We start from the raw sequence: 17016 nt of genomic DNA, 5'->3' as shown, positions 1-17016 counted from the left end.
CGTCCGGCTGCGGGAGCCCGCCGGGTCACCGCAGCCGGACGGTGTGCGCGGCGGACGATCCGCCCGATGTCCGCCGGGGGTTCTAGGCTCAAGGGGCAGCGCCGTGCCCGGCAGGGGCGCGGCGCCGGGCAAGGAGGGCCGCATGTCTGTACGGCGCGTGATGGGGATCGAGACCGAGTACGGCATCTCCGTACCGGGGCACCCCAACGCCAACGCCATGCTCACCTCGTCCCAGATCGTCAACGCCTATGCGGCGGCGATGCAGCGGGCGAGGCGGGCCCGGTGGGACTTCGAGGAGGAGAACCCGCTCCGGGACGCCCGGGGATTCGACCTCGCCCGGGATGCGGCGGACTCCAGTCAGCTCACCGACGAGGACATCGGCCTGGCCAATGTCATCCTCACCAACGGCGCCCGGTTCTACGTCGACCACGCCCATCCGGAGTACAGCGCCCCCGAGACCACCAATCCGCGCGAGGCGGTGCTCTGGGACAAGGCCGGCGAGCGGATCATGGCCGCGGCGGCGGCGCGGGCCGCGGAGCTCCCCGGGGCCCAGCCGATCCACCTCTACAAGAACAACACCGACAACAAGGGCGCCTCCTACGGCTGCCACGAGAACTACCTGATGCGGCGGTCGACCCCGTTCGCCGACATCGTCCGCCATCTCACCCCGTTCTTCGTCTCCCGGCAGGTGGTCTGCGGCGCCGGCCGGGTCGGCATCGGCCAGGACGGGTCCGCGCACGGCTTCCAGATCAGCCAGCGGGCCGACTACTTCGAGGTCGAGGTGGGTCTGGAGACCACCCTCAAGCGGCCCATCATCAACACCCGGGACGAGCCGCACGCCGACGCCGAGAAGTACCGGCGGCTGCATGTGATCATCGGCGACGCCAACCTCTCCGAGATCTCCACCTACCTCAAGCTGGGCACCACCGCCCTGGTGCTGTCGATGATCGAGGACGGGTTCATCAATGTGGACCTCGCCGTCGACCAGCCGGTGCGCACCCTGCACCAGGTCTCCCACGACCCCTCCCTGCAGCGCCTGGTCACTCTGCGCAACGGCCGCACCCTGACGGCGGTGCAGCTCCAGATGGAGTACTGCGAGCTGGCCCACAAGTACGTCGAGGAGCGCTACGGGGCGGACGCCGACGAGCAGACCCGCGATGTGCTGGACCGCTGGGAGGATGTGCTCGGCCGGCTGCAGCGCGACCCGATGAGCCTCAGCCGGGAGCTGGACTGGATCGCCAAGAAGGAGATCCTGGAGGGCTACCGCAACCGCGACGGCCTGGGCTGGGACAACCCCCGGCTGCACCTGGTTGACCTGCAGTACTCCGACGTCCGCGAGGAGAAGGGCCTGTACAACCGCCTGGTGGCGCGTGGCCGCTTCGAGCGGCTGCTGGAGGAGTCCGAGGTCGCCCGGGCGGCCGTGAAGCCTCCGGAGGACACCAGGGCGTACTTCCGCGGGCGCTGCCTGGAGCAGTACGCGGAGCATGTCGCGGCGGCCTCCTGGGATTCGGTGATCTTCGACCTCCCGGGCCGGGACTCGCTGCAGCGGGTGCCGACCCTGGAACCCCTGCGGGGGACCCGCAACCACGTCAAGGAGCTGCTGGACCGCTGCCGCACCGCCGAGGACCTGGTGCGGGTGCTCTCCGGCTCGTGACCCTTCGGTCACCAAGAGTGAAGGCGCTGCGGATGGGAATCATCGAGGGGAGCCCCGGTCGTTGAGAGAGGTGAACGGAACCGGAGCGCTTGTCGTAGCCCGTATGTAGGGTCTGACCAGTATCGCAATCGCAAGCGAGCGGGGTGAGGGATATGGCGACCAAGGACACCGGCGGCCAGCAGCGGGCCAACCGCTCCTCCGAGGAGGTCGAGGAGCAGACACCCGAGGCGCAGGGCTCCGAGGATCTCAAGGAGCGGCAGGAGAAGCTCTCCGACGACGTCGACGCCGTTCTCGACGAAATCGACGACGTGCTGGAGTCCAATGCCGAGGACTTCGTGCGGGGTTTTGTCCAGAAGGGCGGCGAGTAGTCGCAAAATGTCCGGCTACGGGGGCCGGGCAGCGCCGCGGAGCATTCCCCGGAATGCTCCGCGGATTGCTACCCCTATTCAGGTCGAGCCGATCATGTGGATCGCGACCTTGAAACGGGTAGGGTCCGTGCCGTACCTGCACTGGCGGGCCGCCGCCTCTTCGGAAGGGATCGTGTGGAAGCCAACACTCACGGCACCGGGCGTCTACCGGCTGCCTTCCTGACCCCCGGGTCCTCGTCGTTCATCGACTTCCTGGCCGAGCACTCGCCCGACCTGCTTCCCGGTCGGCGTACGCTGCCCGCCTCCCCTGCGGCGATCGAGATCCCGCACGGGACCACCATCGTCTCGGCGGTCTTCTCCGGCGGAGTGGTGCTCGCCGGTGACCGCCGCGCCACCATGGGCAATGTCATCGCCCAGCGCGACATCGAGAAGGTCTTCCCCGCCGACGACTACTCCGCGGTCGGCATCGCCGGCACCGCGGGGCTGGCCGTGGAGATGGTGCGGCTGTTCCAGCTGGAGCTGGAGCACTACGAGAAGATCGAGGGCGCCCAGCTCTCCCTGGAGGGCAAGGCGAACCGCCTCTCCACCATGATCCGCGGCAACCTCGGCATGGCGATGCAGGGCCTGGCCGTGGTGCCGCTCTTCGCGGGGTACGACCTGGACCACGGCCGTGGGCGGATCTTCACCTATGACGTCACGGGCGGCCGCTCGGAGGAGCGGGGCTTCGCAGCCACCGGTTCCGGCTCGATCTTCGCCCGCGGCGCACTCAAGAAGCTCTACCGCGACGACCTGACGGCCGATCAGGCATCCACCCTGGTCGTCCAGGCGCTCTACGACGCGGCCGACGACGACTCCGCCACCGGCGGCCCCGACATGGCCCGGCGGATCTTCCCCATCGTGACCCTGGTCACCGAGGAGGGCTTCCGCAGGCTCTCCGACGAGGAGGTCTCCGAGATCGCCCGCGCGATCACCGCCAAGCGGCTGGAGCAGCCGGACGGCCCCCAGGCACCGCTGCTGTAGCCCCGGCGGCCCCCGCCGCCTCCCCGACCCACTCCCGGACCACCTGACAGAAGGGGACGACAGCCGGTGTCGACGCCGTTCTACGTCTCACCCCAGCAGGCCATGGCGGACCGCGCCGAATACGCCCGCAAGGGCATCGCGCGGGGTCGCAGCGTGGTCGTGCTCACCTACACCGACGGCATCGTCTTTGTGGCGGAGAACACCTCCAGGGCGCTGCACAAGGTCAGCGAGATCTACGACCGCATCGCCTACGCCGCCGTCGGCCGCTACAACGAGTTCGAGAACCTGCGGATCGGCGGCGTGCGCTACGCCGACCTGCGCGGCTACTCCTACGACCGGGCCGATGTCACGGCCCGCGGCCTGGCGAACGTCTACGCCCAGACGCTCGGCACCATCTTCTCCTCGGTCGGCGAGAAGCCCTATGAGGTGGAGTTGATCGTCGCCGAGGTCGGCCGCAACCCCGAGGACGACCAGATCTACCGCCTCACCCCCGACGGCTCGGTGGTGGACGAGCACAACAGCGTGGTGGTCGGCGGCAACGCCGACTCCATCGGCAACTACCTCGGCCAGCGGCACCGGCCCGGGTTCACCCTCGCCGAGGCGCTGGGGCTCGCCGTGGAGTCGCTGGCCCGCGACCCCAACGGCGGCACCCCGCGCACCATCACACCCGAGCAGCTGGAGGTGGCGGTCCTCGACCGCAGCCGCCCGCAGCAGCGGAAGTTCAAGCGGGTGCTGGGCTCCCAGCTGAACCGGCTGCTGGAGGCCGCCGACGGCGGCGACGAGGAGCCGCCGGTCGCTCCGCCGGTGGCCCCGCAGGCCGGTTCGGGGGAGGAGGACACCCGTCCGCCCGTGGCCCCCGAGATCGAGAAGCCGTCCAGGTCCGCCGAGGACGAGGACGAGGACGAATCCACCGACCCGCCCCTGTAGCGGTCGGCGCGCGCTGCACAGGCATTCCGTCAGGGTGCCGAGGTGCGAGGCCGCGCGGACAGCGCAGCACGGTTGCTGCGGGCTGTGCGCGCGGCCTCGCACGTTCCGGGCGGCATCGCGCCTGTGTGCCGCCCCCGGGACCGGAGACCGGAATCCAGGGCCGCCCAGAAGGGCGCTGCCCCGGCCCCTGCCGGCCGCCCGCACCGCCGGGTATGCCATCCCGCCGCCCGGGCCCCCGCGGGACCGCCGAGGGGCTGCCACGCCCCCGGCGGCTTCCCGACGGCCACGTCCGGATGAGTCCAGGCGGTCGGCCGGGCCGTCCCGACGCGCACCCGCCGGCCCGGCGGCCGTGATCGAATCGCCGTCCCCGAAACGGTTTCAGAAGGCGTCCAAAAGCGTAAAGTCCACTCATGGACCGCCGCATTTTCGGGCTGGAGAACGAGTACGGTGTCACCTGCACGTTCCGGGGGCAGCGGCGCCTGTCCCCGGACGAAGTGGCGCGCTACCTCTTCCGCCGTGTCGTCTCGTGGGGCCGCAGCAGCAATGTGTTCCTGCGCAATGGCGCCCGCCTCTATCTGGACGTCGGTTCGCACCCGGAGTATGCCACTCCCGAGTGTGACGACGTCACCGAACTGGTCACTCACGACAAGGCCGGTGAACGCATCCTCGAGGGCCTGCTGGTGGACGCCGAGCGGCGTCTGCACGAGGAGGGCATCGCCGGGGACGTCTACCTCTTCAAGAACAACACCGACTCGGCCGGCAACTCCTACGGCTGCCATGAGAACTATCTTGTGGCACGGCACGGGGAGTTCTCCCGGCTGGCGGACATCCTGATCCCGTTCCTGGTCACCCGGCAGCTGATCTGCGGGGCCGGCAAGGTGCTGCAGACCCCGCGCGGAGCGGTGTTCTGCGTCAGCCAGCGGGCGGAGCACATCTGGGAGGGCGTCAGCTCGGCGACCACCCGCTCCCGCCCCATCATCAACACCCGGGACGAGCCGCACGCGGACGCCGAGCGCTACCGCAGGCTCCATGTCATCGTCGGCGACTCCAACATGTCGGAGACCACCACCCTGCTCAAGGTGGGCGCCACCGACCTGGTGCTGCGCATGATCGAGGCCGGCACGGTGATGCGCGACCTCACCCTGGAGAACCCCATCCGGGCGATCCGCGAGGTCAGCCATGACCTCAGCGGCCGCCGCCAGGTCAGGCTGGCCAACGGCCGGGAGGCCTCCGCCCTGGAGATCCAGGAGGAGTACTACGCCAAGGCGGTGGAGTTCGCCGAGCGGCGCGGCATCCGCACCGGCACCGTGGAGCGGGTGCTGGACCTGTGGGGCCGCACCCTGGACGCGGTCCGCACGGAGGACCTCGCCAAGGTCGGCACCGAGATCGACTGGGTCATGAAGCACCAGCTGATCGAGCGCTACCGGGAGAAGAACGGCATGTCGATGTCCCACCCCCGGGTGGCGCAGATCGACCTCGCCTACCACGACATCCACCGCCGCCGGGGCCTGTTCTACCTGCTGCAGAACCGCGGACAGGCCGAGCGGGTCACCACCGACCTCAAGACCTTCCAGGCCAAGTCGGTGCCGCCGCAGACCACCCGGGCCAGGCTGCGGGGCGATTTCATCCGCCGGGCCCAGGAGCAGCGGCGGGACTTCACGGTCGACTGGGTGCATCTGAAGCTCAACGACCAGGCGCAGCGCACCGTCCTGTGCAAGGACCCCTTCCGCTCGGTGGACGAGCGGGTGGACAAGCTGATCGCCGGTATGTGACCGGCCGCCGGACCGGTGATCGGAAGGAATGACCGATCACCGGTCCGGCGGAGTGCGGGCGTCCGCCTGCCCGGGGTTGCGGGACGTCGGGTCCTATGGTGTCGGGAGAGTCCGGACCACCGATGTGACCGACCGTGAGGAACCTCGTGCGCCCCTTCGCCGCACTGCTCGTCCTGCCGCTCCTGGTAATCACCGGGTGCAGCAGCGACGGCGGCTCCAAGACCCCCAGTTCCCCCTCGCCCTCCGCGTCCGCCTCGGCGCAACCGGTGCCGACGCCGGTCTCCTCGGCGTCGCCGATGCCCACCGTCTCGGGTACGGCCGGGCAGAAGGCCGACATCACGATTCCCTCCGGCCGGCCCAGCGGCAAGTTCGTGGTCTCCACGGTCACCGAGGGCACCGGGGCCGTGGTCCGTACGTCGGACTGGGTGACCATCGACTACAGCGCCAAGGACTGGACGACCGGCAAGACCGTGCCCAGCTCCTACGACAAGGGGCAGAAGCCGCAGCTGTACCAGGCCGGGACGGGCCAGCTGATCCCCGCCTTCGACTCCAGCGTGGTGGGCCGCAAGGTGGGCAGCCGGGTCCTGGTGGTGGCGCCGCCCGCGGCGGCCTTCGGCAGCAAGGGCAGCACCGCGCTGGGCGTGGGCCCCGACGACACCCTGGTCTTTGTGGTGGACATCCTGCAGTCGGTACCGCAGGACACCGTGCTGACCGGGCACAGCATCCCGCCGCCGGCCGGCATGCCGCAGGTGAAGGACAACGGCAAGAAGGCCGCGACCATCACCGTCCCCAAGGGCCAGGCGCCGCCGACCACGCTGAAGAGCGCGGTGCTGATCAAGGGCAACGGGCCCAAGGTCACCTCGGGGCAGACCATCGTCGCCCAGTACACGGGCGCGCTCTGGTCGACCGGGCAGAACTTCGACTCCTCCTGGGACCACGGCGGTGCCACCGCCTTCCAGATCGGCACCGGCAACGTCATCAAGGGCTGGGACCAGGGGCTGGTGGGGCAGACCGTCGGCAGCCGGGTGCTGCTGGTGATCCCGCCGTCGCTGGGCTACGGGGACCAGGCCCAGGACAAGATCCCGGCCAAGTCGACGCTCGTCTTCGTCATCGACATCCTCCAGGCTGTGTGACCTCGACCGGTCGCCCGAGGACCGGATTTTCAGGGAGACCTGACATACTGCTGCCGCTCTGCGCAGCAGTAAGCGAGGAACGGCGAATTGGGGAGTCATGTCTGAGAACGCGCCGGGCCCGGGTGACCCCCGCCGGACCAGCGACCCGGCCGCCCTGCGGCCGGGCGGGGTCCTGGGCGGGACGGGCGAGTCGATAGTGGTCCAGAAGCCTGAGACGGGTCGCCGGGTGGCGCCGCCCGTCGAGGAGGACAAGCCGGAGGTGTTCGCCTCCAATGTGCGGCGCACCTCCTCGTCCCAGGCCGGGTACGACGAGGCGCCCGCCTCGGTGGGCCGGCTCGGCGTGGTCCTGGGGACCGTGCTCGCCGTGCTGCTGGTGGGCAGCGGTATCACCCTGTGGCTGGCCAACCGGCCGGACGACAGCAAGCCGGCCGCCGACGCGGCGCCGACGGCCGCCGCGGACTCGCCCGCGCCCTCGGCCTCGGCGGAGCCCACGGTGCCGCCGATCAAGGACAACGCGGCGGTGCTGCCCACGGTCTCCGGTGCCACCGGCAAGAAGGCCGACATCGCGGTGCCCAAGCAGCAGTCCGACGGCTCCTTCGTGGTGAAGACCCTCAATGAGGGCACCGGCGCGGTGGTGAAGAAGAACGACTGGGTCACCGTCGACTACACCGCCAAGGACTGGACGACCGGCAAGACCATCCCCAGCTCCTACGACAAGGGCGGCCAGCCGCAGCTGTTCCAGGCCGGGGCCGGCGAGCTGATCGCGGCGCTGGACAGCAGTGTCGCGGGCCGCAAGGTGGGCAGCCGGGTCCTGGTGGTGGCGCCGCCCGCGGCGGCCTTCCGCGACCAGGGCAACTCCCAGCTGGGCATCGGTGCCAAGGACACCCTGATCTTCGTGGTGGACATCGTCCGCTCCCTCGACCCGGGCGCGACCGTCACCGGCACCCCGGCTGCGGCCCCCTCGGACATGCCCCAGGTGAAGGACAACGGCAAGAAGGCCGCGGAGATCACGGTCCCCAAGGGCGTCGCCGCGCCCAAGACGCTGAAGAGCGCGGTGCTGATCAAGGGCACCGGGCCCAAGGTCACCAGCGGCCAGAAGGTGGTCGTCCAGTACACCGGCCTGCTCTACAGCAACGGCAAGAAGTTCGACTCCTCGCTGGACCACGGCTCGGCCTTCAGCTTCACCACCGGCGGCGGCCAGGTCATCCAGGGCTGGGACAAGGGCCTGGTCGGCCAGACCGTCGGCAGCCGGGTCGAGCTGGTGATCCCGCCGTCGCTGGGTTACGGCGATCAGGCACAGACCGGGATTCCGGCCAAGTCGACGCTGGTCTTCGTCGTGGACATCCTGGACGCGGGGTAAGAATGACCGGGCGGCCGCCCCGGTGGCGGCCGCCCGAACGCACCGACGAGCCCCGGATCCGCCGGGGCCATGGAAAGAGGCAATGTGAGCATCGAGAAGCCGCTGGTGGACTTCCCGGGCGGTGAGCCGCCGGCCGAGCTGCAGATCCGCGACATCTGGGTGGGCGACGGCCCCGAGGCCAAGCCTGGCCAGACCGTCGAGGTCCACTACGTGGGCGTGGCCTTCAGCACCGGCGAGGAGTTCGACGCCAGCTGGAACCGTAACCAGACGTTCCGCTTCCCGTTGGGTGGCGGCCGCGTCATCAAGGGCTGGGACCAGGGTGTCGTGGGTATGAAGGTCGGCGGCCGCCGCGAGCTGGTCATCCCGGCCCACCTGGCCTACGGCAACCAGAGCCCCACCCCGGCCATCAAGCCCGGTGAGACGCTGATCTTCGTGGTGGACCTGCTGTCGGTCTGACCTCGACGATTCCGCCGCCGCCCCCCGGTCCGCCGGGGGGCGGCGCGCGTTGCGGGCAACCCCCGCGCACCCGAGCCGACTTCACCACCGGACCAGGTTTCGCAGCTCGCGCCGGTGACGGTACGGTCGAGGCGCCGGACAGCGTCCGTCCGGCACGCGCCCGCCCTCCGACTAGGAGACCGGGGCGCACTCGTAGCACATCGGAAGGGTCAGCGATGGCGATCGCCAAGGCAGAGCGGCTGATGAACCTCGCGCTGTGCCTGATGAACACCAGGCGCCCGCTCTCCAAGAAGGAGCTGCGGGACTCCGTCGAGGCCTACCGGGAGGCGTCCGCAGCCGGCAGTGAAGAGGCCTTCAACCGGATGTTCGAGCGGGACAAGGACGACCTCCGGGAGCTCGGCCTGGTCATCGACGTCGACGAGTCCTCCCTGGACGGCGAGGTCGGCTATGTCGCCCGCCGCGACCGCAACCGGCTGCCCGAGATCGCGCTGGACGCCGAGGAGGCCGCCGCCCTCAGCCTCGCCGCCCGGGTCTGGCAGCAGGCCCGGCTGGCCGGCGCCGCCAGCGGCGCCCTGCAGAAGCTCCGCGCCGCCGGCATCCCCTTCGAGGAGGCCGCCGACCGCGAGCACACCGCCCTGGAGCCCCGCATCCCGGCCCGCGAGGCCGCCTTCGAGCCGCTGCTGCTCGCCGCCCGCGACCGCCGCCCGGTCACCTTCGAGTACCGCAAGGCCGGCGCCGTCCGCGCCGAGCAGCGCAGCGTGGAGCCCTGGGCCCTGGAGTGCTGGCACGGCCACTGGTACGTGGCCGGCTGGGACCGCGACCGCAAGGACGCCCGGGTCTTCCGGCTCAGCCGCATCACCGGCCGGGTCCGCACCCGGTCAGGCGGATTCACCGCGGACATCCCCGACCATGTCGACGTACGGGAGAACGTCGCCCGCTTCGCCGGCGAGGGAGCCACCGCCACCGCCCGGATCAGGCTGCGCCGCGGGGCCGCCTTCCCGCTGCGTGCCAAGGCGGTGGCCAGCGATCCGGTGGACGCCGACTGGGACGAGTTGGAGATCCCCTACGGCTACGGCCTCGGCGCCTGGCTGGCCGAGTTCGGCGCCGACGTGGTGGTGCTCGGCCCCGACGACCTGCGCGCCGACGTGGTGGCCAGGCTGCGCGCCGTGGCCGGCCACGACACCGACCAGACCGCCACCCAGGGAGCCCAGCGGTGAGCAACGCCATCGACCAGACCCGCCGGATGCTCTCCCTGGTGACCTATCTGCGGGAACGCCCAGGCGCCCGGGTCGGCGAGGTCGCCCGCGCCTTCGGCATCACCGAGCAGGAGCTGATCGGCGACCTCAATGTGCTGCCCATGTGCGGCACCTCCTTCCGCGGCGGCGACCTGCTGGACATCGACACCGACGGTGAGCGCATCTGGTGGCACAACGTCGACGACGTCGCCCAGCCGCTGCGGCTCGCCGCCGACGAGGCGACCGCCCTGCTGGTGGCCGCCCGCGCCGTCGCCGGACTGCCCGGACTGCGGGAGCGCGACCGGCAGGCGCTCACCCGGGCCGTCGCCAAGATCGAGTCCTCGGCCGGCGAGAGCGCCCAGGGCAGCGCCCGGGTCGGGGTCACCTTCGAGGCCGAGGGCCATGTCTTCGCGGACGTCGACCGGGCGCTGTCCGAGCGCCGCCGGCTGTGGCTGCGCTACTACTCCTACGGTCGTGGCGGCATGACCGAGCGCGAGGTGGACCCCATCCGCATGGTCACCGAGGGTCACACCTATCTGGAGGCCTGGTGCCGGGTCTCCGAGGGCCGGCGGATGTTCCGCCTGGACCGGGTCGCCGACCTCAAGGTGCTGGACGCCCCGGCCGACCCGCCGCCGCTGGAGCTGCGGGACCTCTCGGAGGGCCTGGTACGCCCCGCCGCGGACGACCCCGAGGTGGTGCTGGAGGTCGGCCCCGCGGGCCGCTGGGTCACCGAGTACTACGCGCACGACGAGGCGGTCGAGCTTCCGGACGGCGGGCTGCGTATCACCCTGCGCACCCCGGACCCCTCCGGGCTGCGCCGTCTGGCACTGCGGCTCGGCCGCGACGGGCGCATCGTCGCCCCCGCGGACCTCGCGGAGCAGGCCCGCGCCACTGCGGGGGAGGCGCTGGCCGCCTATGGTCCCGAGGCACCGGAGCAGACCCCGGCGGAGAGCTGACCGGCACCGAGAGGTGACGGGGGCGGGGCCCGCAGGGTCCGGAGAGGAACGGTACGCGGTGGCCACCACCACGCGTTTCAAGGCGTTCTGCACGGAGTGCCGCAACAAGGTGGAGCTGGGGGCCGAGGCGCTGCGCCTGGCCGTCGGCCGCACCCGCGAGCGCACCTTCTACAGCTTCACCTGCCCCGAGTGCGGGGCGGCGGTGCGCAAGCCTGCAGGTGAGCGCATCGTCGACGCCCTGACCGGCGCCGGCGTCTCCACCATGCGGCTGCACGCCGGCCAGTAGTGGCCACATCGGGCCACGGACCGGACGGTGCCGAGGACGGCCGCGGTGGTCCGGCTCGCCGCGGCAGCCGAAGTGCCCCGGTCCCTCGCCCGACGCTCAGGAGCCCCGGGCCGGCGCCCGGGTCGGGGGGCGCCGTGCGGGGCGGACGGTAGGCTCTGGACATGCCATGGATGATCGTAGGGGCCACCGGACTGGCCACTGCCGGGCTGCTGGTGCTGGGCTGGCTGGGGATCCGGGTCTGGCTGGACGTACGGCGCCTGGCCCGCGAGGTGGACACCGCCTCCCGCGCGGTGGCCAGGGCCGCCGCCGGCCTGGAGAAGGCCGCCGCCCCGCTCGCGGACGCCCTCGCCGCCGGTACGGCCGGCGCCGGACGCCGTCCGACCGCCGAAAGCTGACCCTCGTGCAGCGGGCGATACGGCGTTAGGCTCAGTGAGCGGCCCTTGAATGTGCGGTGGGGGCCGTCGCCGCGCAGACCGCGGGGGGTTGCCTTCCGTTCAGCACCTCAGGCTACGATCGCCCGCAGGAGTTGCACGGGGTCAGGTGGTCCCACTGCTCCCGCGCCCGGTCGGTACGGGCACACAAACCCTGAACGCCGCCTCGCTGAGAAGGTAGTCGCTTATGTTTGGCAGGCTCGGAGCACCCGAGATCATTCTCATTCTTGTGGTCGTCGTGCTGCTGTTCGGCGCCAAGCGGCTCCCCGACATGGCCCGGTCCCTCGGCCAGTCGCTGCGGATCCTCAAGAGCGAGACCAAGGCCATGAAGACCGACGGCTCGGCCGACGCCGCCCCGGCGGAGCGCACGGCCGACGCCGCCCCGGCGGCGCCCAAGACCATCCAGGCCGCCCCCGGTGACTCCACCGGTGCCCGCCCGGTCGGTGAGACCGCGACGGCCCCCGCGCAGGAGCGGGACTCCGCGCAGCGCTGAGCCGGCGCACCACACGCACCACCAGCTGAACGCGAGGGGCCGCCCCCCCGCTCGACGAGCCGAGGACCGGGGTTGCTGAAGTCTGCCAAGCCGCCGAAGGATCCCGAGGGGCGGATGTCCCTCGGGGACCACCTCCGTGAGCTCCGCAACCGCCTGGTCAAGGCGGTCGGTGCGATCCTGGTGGTCACCATCGTCGCGGCGTTCTTCTACCGCAACCTGATCGACTTCCTGATCCATCCGCTCGACGGCTGCGCCGCCAAGATGAACGGCGGCACCGGCGGCGAGAAGTGCATCATCGCGGTCACCAACCTGCTGTCGCCGTTCGGCCTCGCCATCAAGGTGTCGCTCACCGCAGGTCTGGTGATCGCCAGCCCGGTCTGGCTCTACCAGCTGTGGGCGTTCATCGCGCCGGGGCTGCACCGCCACGAGAAGAAGTACAGCCTCTTCTTCCTGGGCCTCGGCATCCCGCTCTTCCTCGGCGGCGCCTGGTTCGCCTACGAGATCCTGCCGACCACCGTGGCGACCCTGCAGTCCTTCACCCCGCACAACGCCACCAACATCCAGAACGTCGACGACTTCCTGAACATCGCCACCAGGATGGTCCTGGTCTTCGGCATCTCCTTCGAGCTGCCGCTGATCCTGATGATGCTCAACTTCGGCGGGGTCCTCAGCGCCCGCCGCATGATCGGCTGGTGGCGCGGCATGGTCATGGGCATCACCCTGTTCACCGCCATCGCCACGCCCACCACCGACCCGGTGAGCATGCTGCTGCTGGCGCTGCCGATCCTGGTGCTGTACATCATCGCCTGCGTGGTCTCCTGGCTGAACGACCGGCGCCGCGCCCGCGCCCGGGACGCCGACCCCAACTCCCACCTCAGCGACGAGGAGGCGTCCAGCCTGGACCTCGCCCCGGCCCCGGTGGAGCCCACCCAGCCCGTCGACGAGGTCCAGCCGGTCGACGCCTCCGCCGCCCCGGCGGGCGGCGGCGGCAAGCTCGACGACATCACCTGATCCCTCCCGTCACCCTTCCTCCCCTGCGGCTGCCCGCAGCGTCCCCCGCCGGCCGGCCTCCCGCGGCCCCCAGGAGGCACAGCAATGGCCGACTTCGAGCCGCGCCACCGCGTCTGTGTGCAGGAGCGGCTGCGCGACCAGGTCGCGCGGGCGCTGCGCGCCGCCCTGGCGGCCGGTGAGCTGGAGCCGGGGGTCCTGTACTCGGCCCCCGTGCTGGCGGCCCGCTACGGCGTCTCCGCCACCCCGGTCCGCGAGGCCATGCTCGACCTGGTGCGGGAGGGGCTGGTGGAGACCGTCCGCAACAAGGGGTTCCGGGTCACCGCCGTCAGCGAGCACGACCTGGACGAGATCGCGGAGATCCGGGCGCTGCTGGAGGTCCCCACCGTGGGGCGGGTCCTCGGCGCCGCAGGGCCGGAGCAACTCGCGGCGCTCCGTCGGCTGGCCGAGGAGGCCGCAGCCGCCGCCCGCGAAGGCGACCGATGCGGCTATCTCGATGCGGACCACCGCTTCCATCTGGCGCTGCTCGCCTCCGCCGGCAACGCCCGGCTGGTCCGGCTCGCCGACGACCTGCGCCGCCGCGCCCTGCCGCCGGCCGGCGCCCGGCCCGCCGCGGACCTGGTCGCCGCCGCCCGCGACCACCTGGAGCTGCTGGACCTCGCCGCGGCGGGCGACATCGCCGGAGCCGAGCAGTGCCTGCGCCGCCACCTGGACCGCGACCGGTCCGACCGGGCCCCGCAGGCGGCCGCGGCGGTCCCCGGCGCCCGTACCAAAAACCCTGCTATCGATGTCGGTGCCGACGGGTAACCTCTGGCTTGAGATGCTCCTTCACCACACCGACCACACCCGCTGCGCCCCGGCGCCGGCCCAGGCCGACGCGGCCCCGCAGCCGCAGGCGCCGCCGTATGCGCTCCCGTCCAGCCCCAGCGGGCAGCACTCCCACGGGAAGAAGAGGTGACGCCGATGAGCAGCGCCGTCCCCACCGATCCGCAGAGTCCCGCGGAGAGTGACCCGGAGAGCCTGACACCCGCCGAGCGCTACGCGGCGGCCAAGCGCCGCGCCAAGGAGCAGGCGTCCGCCCTGTACGGGTTCCGGGATCTCTACGACTTTCCGCTGGACCCCTTCCAGATCGAGGCCTGCCAGGCGCTGGAGGGCGGCCGGGGCGTCCTGGTCGCGGCACCGACCGGCTCGGGCAAGACCATCGTCGGGGAGTTCGCCGTCCACCTGGCCCTGCGCGAGGGCCGCAAGTGCTTCTACACCACCCCCATCAAGGCCCTCTCCAACCAGAAGTACGCCGACCTGGTCAAGCGCTACGGCGCCGCCAAGGTCGGTCTGCTGACCGGGGACAACACGGTCAACGGCGACGCCCCTGTGGTGGTGATGACCACCGAGGTGCTGCGCAACATGCTCTACGCCGGCTCGCAGACGCTGAACGGCCTCGGCTATGTGGTCATGGACGAGGTGCACTACCTCGCCGACCGCTTCCGCGGCGCGGTCTGGGAGGAGGTCATCATCCACCTCCCCGAGTCCGTCACCCTGGTCTCCCTGTCGGCGACCGTCTCCAACGCCGAGGAGTTCGGCGACTGGCTGGACACCGTCCGCGGCGGCACCACCGTGATCGTCTCCGAGCACCGCCCCGTGCCGCTCTGGCAGCATGTGCTGGCCGGCAACCGGATGTACGACCTCTTCACCACCGGCCGCAACCAGCAGCAGGCCGACGGAGGGCGCGGTCGTGAGCCGCGGCCCCCGGCCAAGGACGTCAACCCGGAGCTGGTGCGCCTCGCCCGCTCCGAGCAGGACCGCCGGGCGGACCGTTTCGCCCGGGGCCGCGGGCGGTCCATGCCGAGCGGCCGCCCGGGCCGCGCCTGGACCCCCAGCCGGGTCGAGGTCATCGACCGGCTGGACTCCGAGGGCCTGCTGCCCGCCATCACCTTCATCTTCAGTCGCGCCGGCTGCGAGGCGGCGGTGCAGCAGTGCCTGGCCTCCGGGCTGCGGCTCAACAACGACGCCGACCGGGCCAGGGTCCGGGCGCTGGTCGAGGAGCGCACCGCGGCCATCCCCGACGAGGACCTGCACGTCCTGGGCTACTTCGAGTTCCTGGACGCACTGGAGCGCGGCATAGCCGCCCACCACGCCGGCATGCTGCCCACCTTCAAGGAGGTGGTGGAGGAGCTCTTCGTCCAGGGCCTGGTGAAGGCGGTCTTCGCCACCGAGACCCTGGCGCTGGGCATCAACATGCCGGCCCGCTCGGTGGTGATGGAGAAGCTCGTCAAGTGGAACGGCGAGTCGCACGCCGACATCACCCCCGGTGAGTACACCCAGCTCACCGGGCGTGCCGGACGCCGGGGCATCGACGTCGAGGGCCATGCGGTGGTGCTCTGGCAGCGCGGTCTGGACCCGGCCGCGCTGGCCGGTCTGGCCGGCACCCGTACCTATCCGCTGAAGTCCTCCTTCAAGCCGTCGTACAACATGGCGGTCAACCTGGTCTCCCAGTTCGGCCGGCACACCTCCCGCGAGCTGCTGGAGACCTCCTTCGCCCAGTTCCAGGCCGACCGCTCGGTGGTCGGCATCGCCCGCCAGGTGCAGCGCAACGAGGAGGGCCTGGAGGGCTACCGCGAGGCGATGACCTGCCACCTGGGCGACTTCGACGAGTACGCCGCGCTGCGCCGCGCGCTCAAGGACCGGGAGAACGAGCTGGCCCGGGAGGGCACCGCACAGCGCCGGGCCTCGGCCGTCGACTCCATCGAGAAGCTGCGTCCGGGCGATGTCATCCATGTCCCGGCCGGCAAGTTCTCCGGCCTGGCCCTGGTCATCGACCCCGGCCTGCCCCCGCAGGGCAGGGGCGGCCACCGTCCCGAGTTCCAGGACGGGCCGCGCCCGGTGGTGCTCACCGCGGAGCGGCAGGTCAAGCGGCTGGCCATGATCGACTTCCCGGTGCCGGTGGAGCCGGTGGAGCGGATGCGCATCCCCAAGTCCTTCAACCCGCGCAGCCCGCAGTCCCGCCGGGACCTGGCCTCCGCCCTGCGCACCAAGGCCGGGCACATCGAGCCCCAGCGCCACCGCAGGGGCCGCGCCGCGGCCGCCGACGACCCGGAGATCACCCGGCTGCGGGCAGAGCTGCGGCAGCACCCCTGCCACGGCTGCGACCAGCGGGAGGACCACGCCCGCTGGGCCGAGCGCTTCCACCGCCTCCAGCGGGACACCGGCCAGCTGGAGCGTCGGATGCGGTCGCGCACCCACACCATCGCCCGCACCTTCGACCGGGTCTGCGGACTCCTCACCGACCTCGGCTACCTCGAGGGCGACACGGTCACCGGCGACGGCAAGCGGCTCGCCCGGCTCTACGGCGAACTGGACCTGCTGGCCTCCGAGTGCATCCGCGAGGGCGTCTGGAAGGGGCTGGGGCCCGCCGAACTGGCCGCCTGCGCTTCAGCGCTGGTCTATGAGGCACGGCAGTCCGACGACGCGGCGACCCCGCGGGTGCCGGAGGGCAGGTCCAAGGCGGCGCTGGGCGAGATGGTGCGGCTCTGGGGCCATCTGGACGCGCTGGAGGAGCAGCACCGGCTCAACACCGCCGAGGGCGTGGGACAGCGCGAGCCTGATCTGGGCTTCGCCTGGGCCGCCTACCGCTGGGCCTCGGGGCACGGCCTCGACGCGGTGCTGCGGGACGCCGACATGCCGGCCGGCGACTTCGTCCGCTGGACCAAGCAGCTGATCGACGTGCTGGGGCAGATCCAGGACGCGGCCGGTGACGACCAGGAGTTGCGTACCGCCGCCCGCAAGGCGGTGGACGCGCTGCGGCGCGGGGTCATCGCCTACTCCTCGGTGGGCTGACCCGGCCACCCGGACAACGCCGCACGGGCGGCCTCGCCCGGACGGTGCCGCACAGGCGACCCACAGGCGACCCACAGGCGACC

Annotated in this window: 17 protein-coding genes; all 17 read left to right on the top strand. The window is 71.7% G+C overall.

Annotated elements, in window-relative coordinates:
- The first annotated feature begins 142 nt into the window (after nt 1–142).
- The 17 genes from dop (at nt 143) to AB0761_RS08460 (ending at nt 16933) form a co-directional block, all read left to right on the top strand.
- Entirely contained in the window at nt 143–1654 is a 1512-nt protein-coding gene (gene dop / locus AB0761_RS08540; protein ID WP_377268360.1) for a depupylase/deamidase Dop, read from the top strand.
- Between the two features lie 152 nt (nt 1655–1806).
- Nucleotides 1807–2022, top strand: coding sequence for a ubiquitin-like protein Pup (locus AB0761_RS08535; RefSeq protein WP_377268359.1), 216 nt, complete (start codon nt 1807–1809; stop codon nt 2020–2022).
- Between the two features lie 174 nt (nt 2023–2196).
- On the top strand, nt 2197–3042 hold the full coding sequence (gene prcB, locus AB0761_RS08530; RefSeq protein WP_377268358.1) for a proteasome subunit beta: 846 nt from the start codon (nt 2197–2199) through the stop codon (nt 3040–3042).
- A 66-nt stretch (nt 3043–3108) separates the two neighbouring features.
- The gene (prcA, locus tag AB0761_RS08525) at nt 3109–3969 is read left to right on the top strand and encodes a proteasome subunit alpha (protein ID WP_377268357.1); all 861 of its coding nucleotides are present in this window, start codon (nt 3109–3111) and stop codon (nt 3967–3969) included.
- A 410-nt stretch (nt 3970–4379) separates the two neighbouring features.
- Nucleotides 4380–5741: a Pup--protein ligase gene (gene pafA, locus AB0761_RS08520; RefSeq protein ID WP_377268356.1), complete on the top strand. Its 1362-nt coding sequence runs from the start codon at nt 4380–4382 to the stop codon at nt 5739–5741.
- A gap of 134 nt (nt 5742–5875) precedes the next feature.
- Nucleotides 5876–6874, top strand: a complete 999-nt coding sequence (locus tag AB0761_RS08515) for an FKBP-type peptidyl-prolyl cis-trans isomerase (protein WP_377268355.1) — start codon at nt 5876–5878, stop codon at nt 6872–6874.
- 97 nt (nt 6875–6971) lie between these two features.
- Entirely contained in the window at nt 6972–8234 is a 1263-nt protein-coding gene (locus AB0761_RS08510; RefSeq protein ID WP_377268354.1) for an FKBP-type peptidyl-prolyl cis-trans isomerase, read from the top strand.
- 84 nt (nt 8235–8318) lie between these two features.
- A complete protein-coding gene (locus AB0761_RS08505; protein WP_055586113.1) occupies nt 8319–8690 on the top strand; it encodes an FKBP-type peptidyl-prolyl cis-trans isomerase in 372 nt (123 codons plus the stop codon).
- Nucleotides 8691–8905: 215 nt separating this feature from the next.
- Nucleotides 8906–9907, top strand: a complete 1002-nt coding sequence (locus AB0761_RS08500; protein ID WP_377268353.1) for a helix-turn-helix transcriptional regulator — start codon at nt 8906–8908, stop codon at nt 9905–9907.
- Nucleotides 9908–9933: 26 nt separating this feature from the next.
- Nucleotides 9934–10881: a helix-turn-helix transcriptional regulator gene (locus AB0761_RS08495; RefSeq protein WP_377273974.1), complete on the top strand. Its 948-nt coding sequence runs from the start codon at nt 9934–9936 to the stop codon at nt 10879–10881.
- Complete coding sequence (locus tag AB0761_RS08490) at nt 10841–11167, top strand: hypothetical protein (protein ID WP_377268352.1); 327 nt, start codon at nt 10841–10843, stop codon at nt 11165–11167. The genes AB0761_RS08495 and AB0761_RS08490 overlap by 41 nt, the downstream gene beginning before the upstream one ends.
- A gap of 161 nt (nt 11168–11328) precedes the next feature.
- Complete coding sequence (locus AB0761_RS08485) at nt 11329–11562, top strand: hypothetical protein (protein WP_377268351.1); 234 nt, start codon at nt 11329–11331, stop codon at nt 11560–11562.
- Between the two features lie 223 nt (nt 11563–11785).
- Nucleotides 11786–12091 carry a Sec-independent protein translocase subunit TatA gene (gene tatA / locus AB0761_RS08480; RefSeq protein ID WP_377268350.1) on the top strand — a complete coding sequence of 102 codons (306 nt, stop codon included), beginning with the start codon at nt 11786–11788 and terminating at the stop codon, nt 12089–12091.
- Nucleotides 12092–12163: 72 nt separating this feature from the next.
- Nucleotides 12164–13102: a twin-arginine translocase subunit TatC gene (gene tatC, locus AB0761_RS08475; RefSeq protein WP_377268349.1), complete on the top strand. Its 939-nt coding sequence runs from the start codon at nt 12164–12166 to the stop codon at nt 13100–13102.
- 84 nt (nt 13103–13186) lie between these two features.
- Nucleotides 13187–13906 carry a GntR family transcriptional regulator gene (locus AB0761_RS08470; protein ID WP_377268348.1) on the top strand — a complete coding sequence of 240 codons (720 nt, stop codon included), beginning with the start codon at nt 13187–13189 and terminating at the stop codon, nt 13904–13906.
- Between the two features lie 13 nt (nt 13907–13919).
- Nucleotides 13920–14057, top strand: a complete 138-nt coding sequence (locus AB0761_RS08465) for a hypothetical protein (RefSeq protein WP_157875779.1) — start codon at nt 13920–13922, stop codon at nt 14055–14057.
- Between the two features lie 5 nt (nt 14058–14062).
- Complete coding sequence (locus AB0761_RS08460; protein ID WP_377268347.1) at nt 14063–16933, top strand: DEAD/DEAH box helicase; 2871 nt, start codon at nt 14063–14065, stop codon at nt 16931–16933.
- The last annotated feature ends 83 nt before the right edge of the window (nt 16934–17016 follow it).

The organism is Peterkaempfera podocarpi (assembly GCF_042466665.1).
GTDB lineage: Bacteria > Actinomycetota > Actinomycetes > Streptomycetales > Streptomycetaceae > Peterkaempfera > Peterkaempfera podocarpi.
This window is presented reverse-complemented; position numbering and strand designations above follow the sequence as displayed.

Bases quoted from the DNA above. Each gene is read 5' to 3' on its own strand.
- AB0761_RS08535 (WP_377268359.1), top strand. From the start codon at position 1,807: ATGGCGACCAAGGACACCGGCGGCCAGCAGCGGGCCAACCGCTCCTCC.
- AB0761_RS08485 (WP_377268351.1), top strand. From the start codon at position 11,329: ATGCCATGGATGATCGTAGGGGCCACCGGACTGGCCACTGCCGGGCTG.
- tatA (WP_377268350.1), top strand. From the start codon at position 11,786: ATGTTTGGCAGGCTCGGAGCACCCGAGATCATTCTCATTCTTGTGGTC.
- AB0761_RS08460 (WP_377268347.1), top strand. From the start codon at position 14,063: ATGAGCAGCGCCGTCCCCACCGATCCGCAGAGTCCCGCGGAGAGTGAC.
- AB0761_RS08510 (WP_377268354.1), top strand. From the start codon at position 6,972: ATGTCTGAGAACGCGCCGGGCCCGGGTGACCCCCGCCGGACCAGCGAC.
- AB0761_RS08490 (WP_377268352.1), top strand. From the start codon at position 10,841: ATGGTCCCGAGGCACCGGAGCAGACCCCGGCGGAGAGCTGACCGGCAC.
- AB0761_RS08465 (WP_157875779.1), top strand. From the start codon at position 13,920: ATGCTCCTTCACCACACCGACCACACCCGCTGCGCCCCGGCGCCGGCC.
- pafA (WP_377268356.1), top strand. From the start codon at position 4,380: ATGGACCGCCGCATTTTCGGGCTGGAGAACGAGTACGGTGTCACCTGC.
- AB0761_RS08500 (WP_377268353.1), top strand. From the start codon at position 8,906: ATGGCGATCGCCAAGGCAGAGCGGCTGATGAACCTCGCGCTGTGCCTG.
- AB0761_RS08495 (WP_377273974.1), top strand. From the start codon at position 9,934: ATGCTCTCCCTGGTGACCTATCTGCGGGAACGCCCAGGCGCCCGGGTC.
- AB0761_RS08470 (WP_377268348.1), top strand. From the start codon at position 13,187: ATGGCCGACTTCGAGCCGCGCCACCGCGTCTGTGTGCAGGAGCGGCTG.
- dop (WP_377268360.1), top strand. From the start codon at position 143: ATGTCTGTACGGCGCGTGATGGGGATCGAGACCGAGTACGGCATCTCC.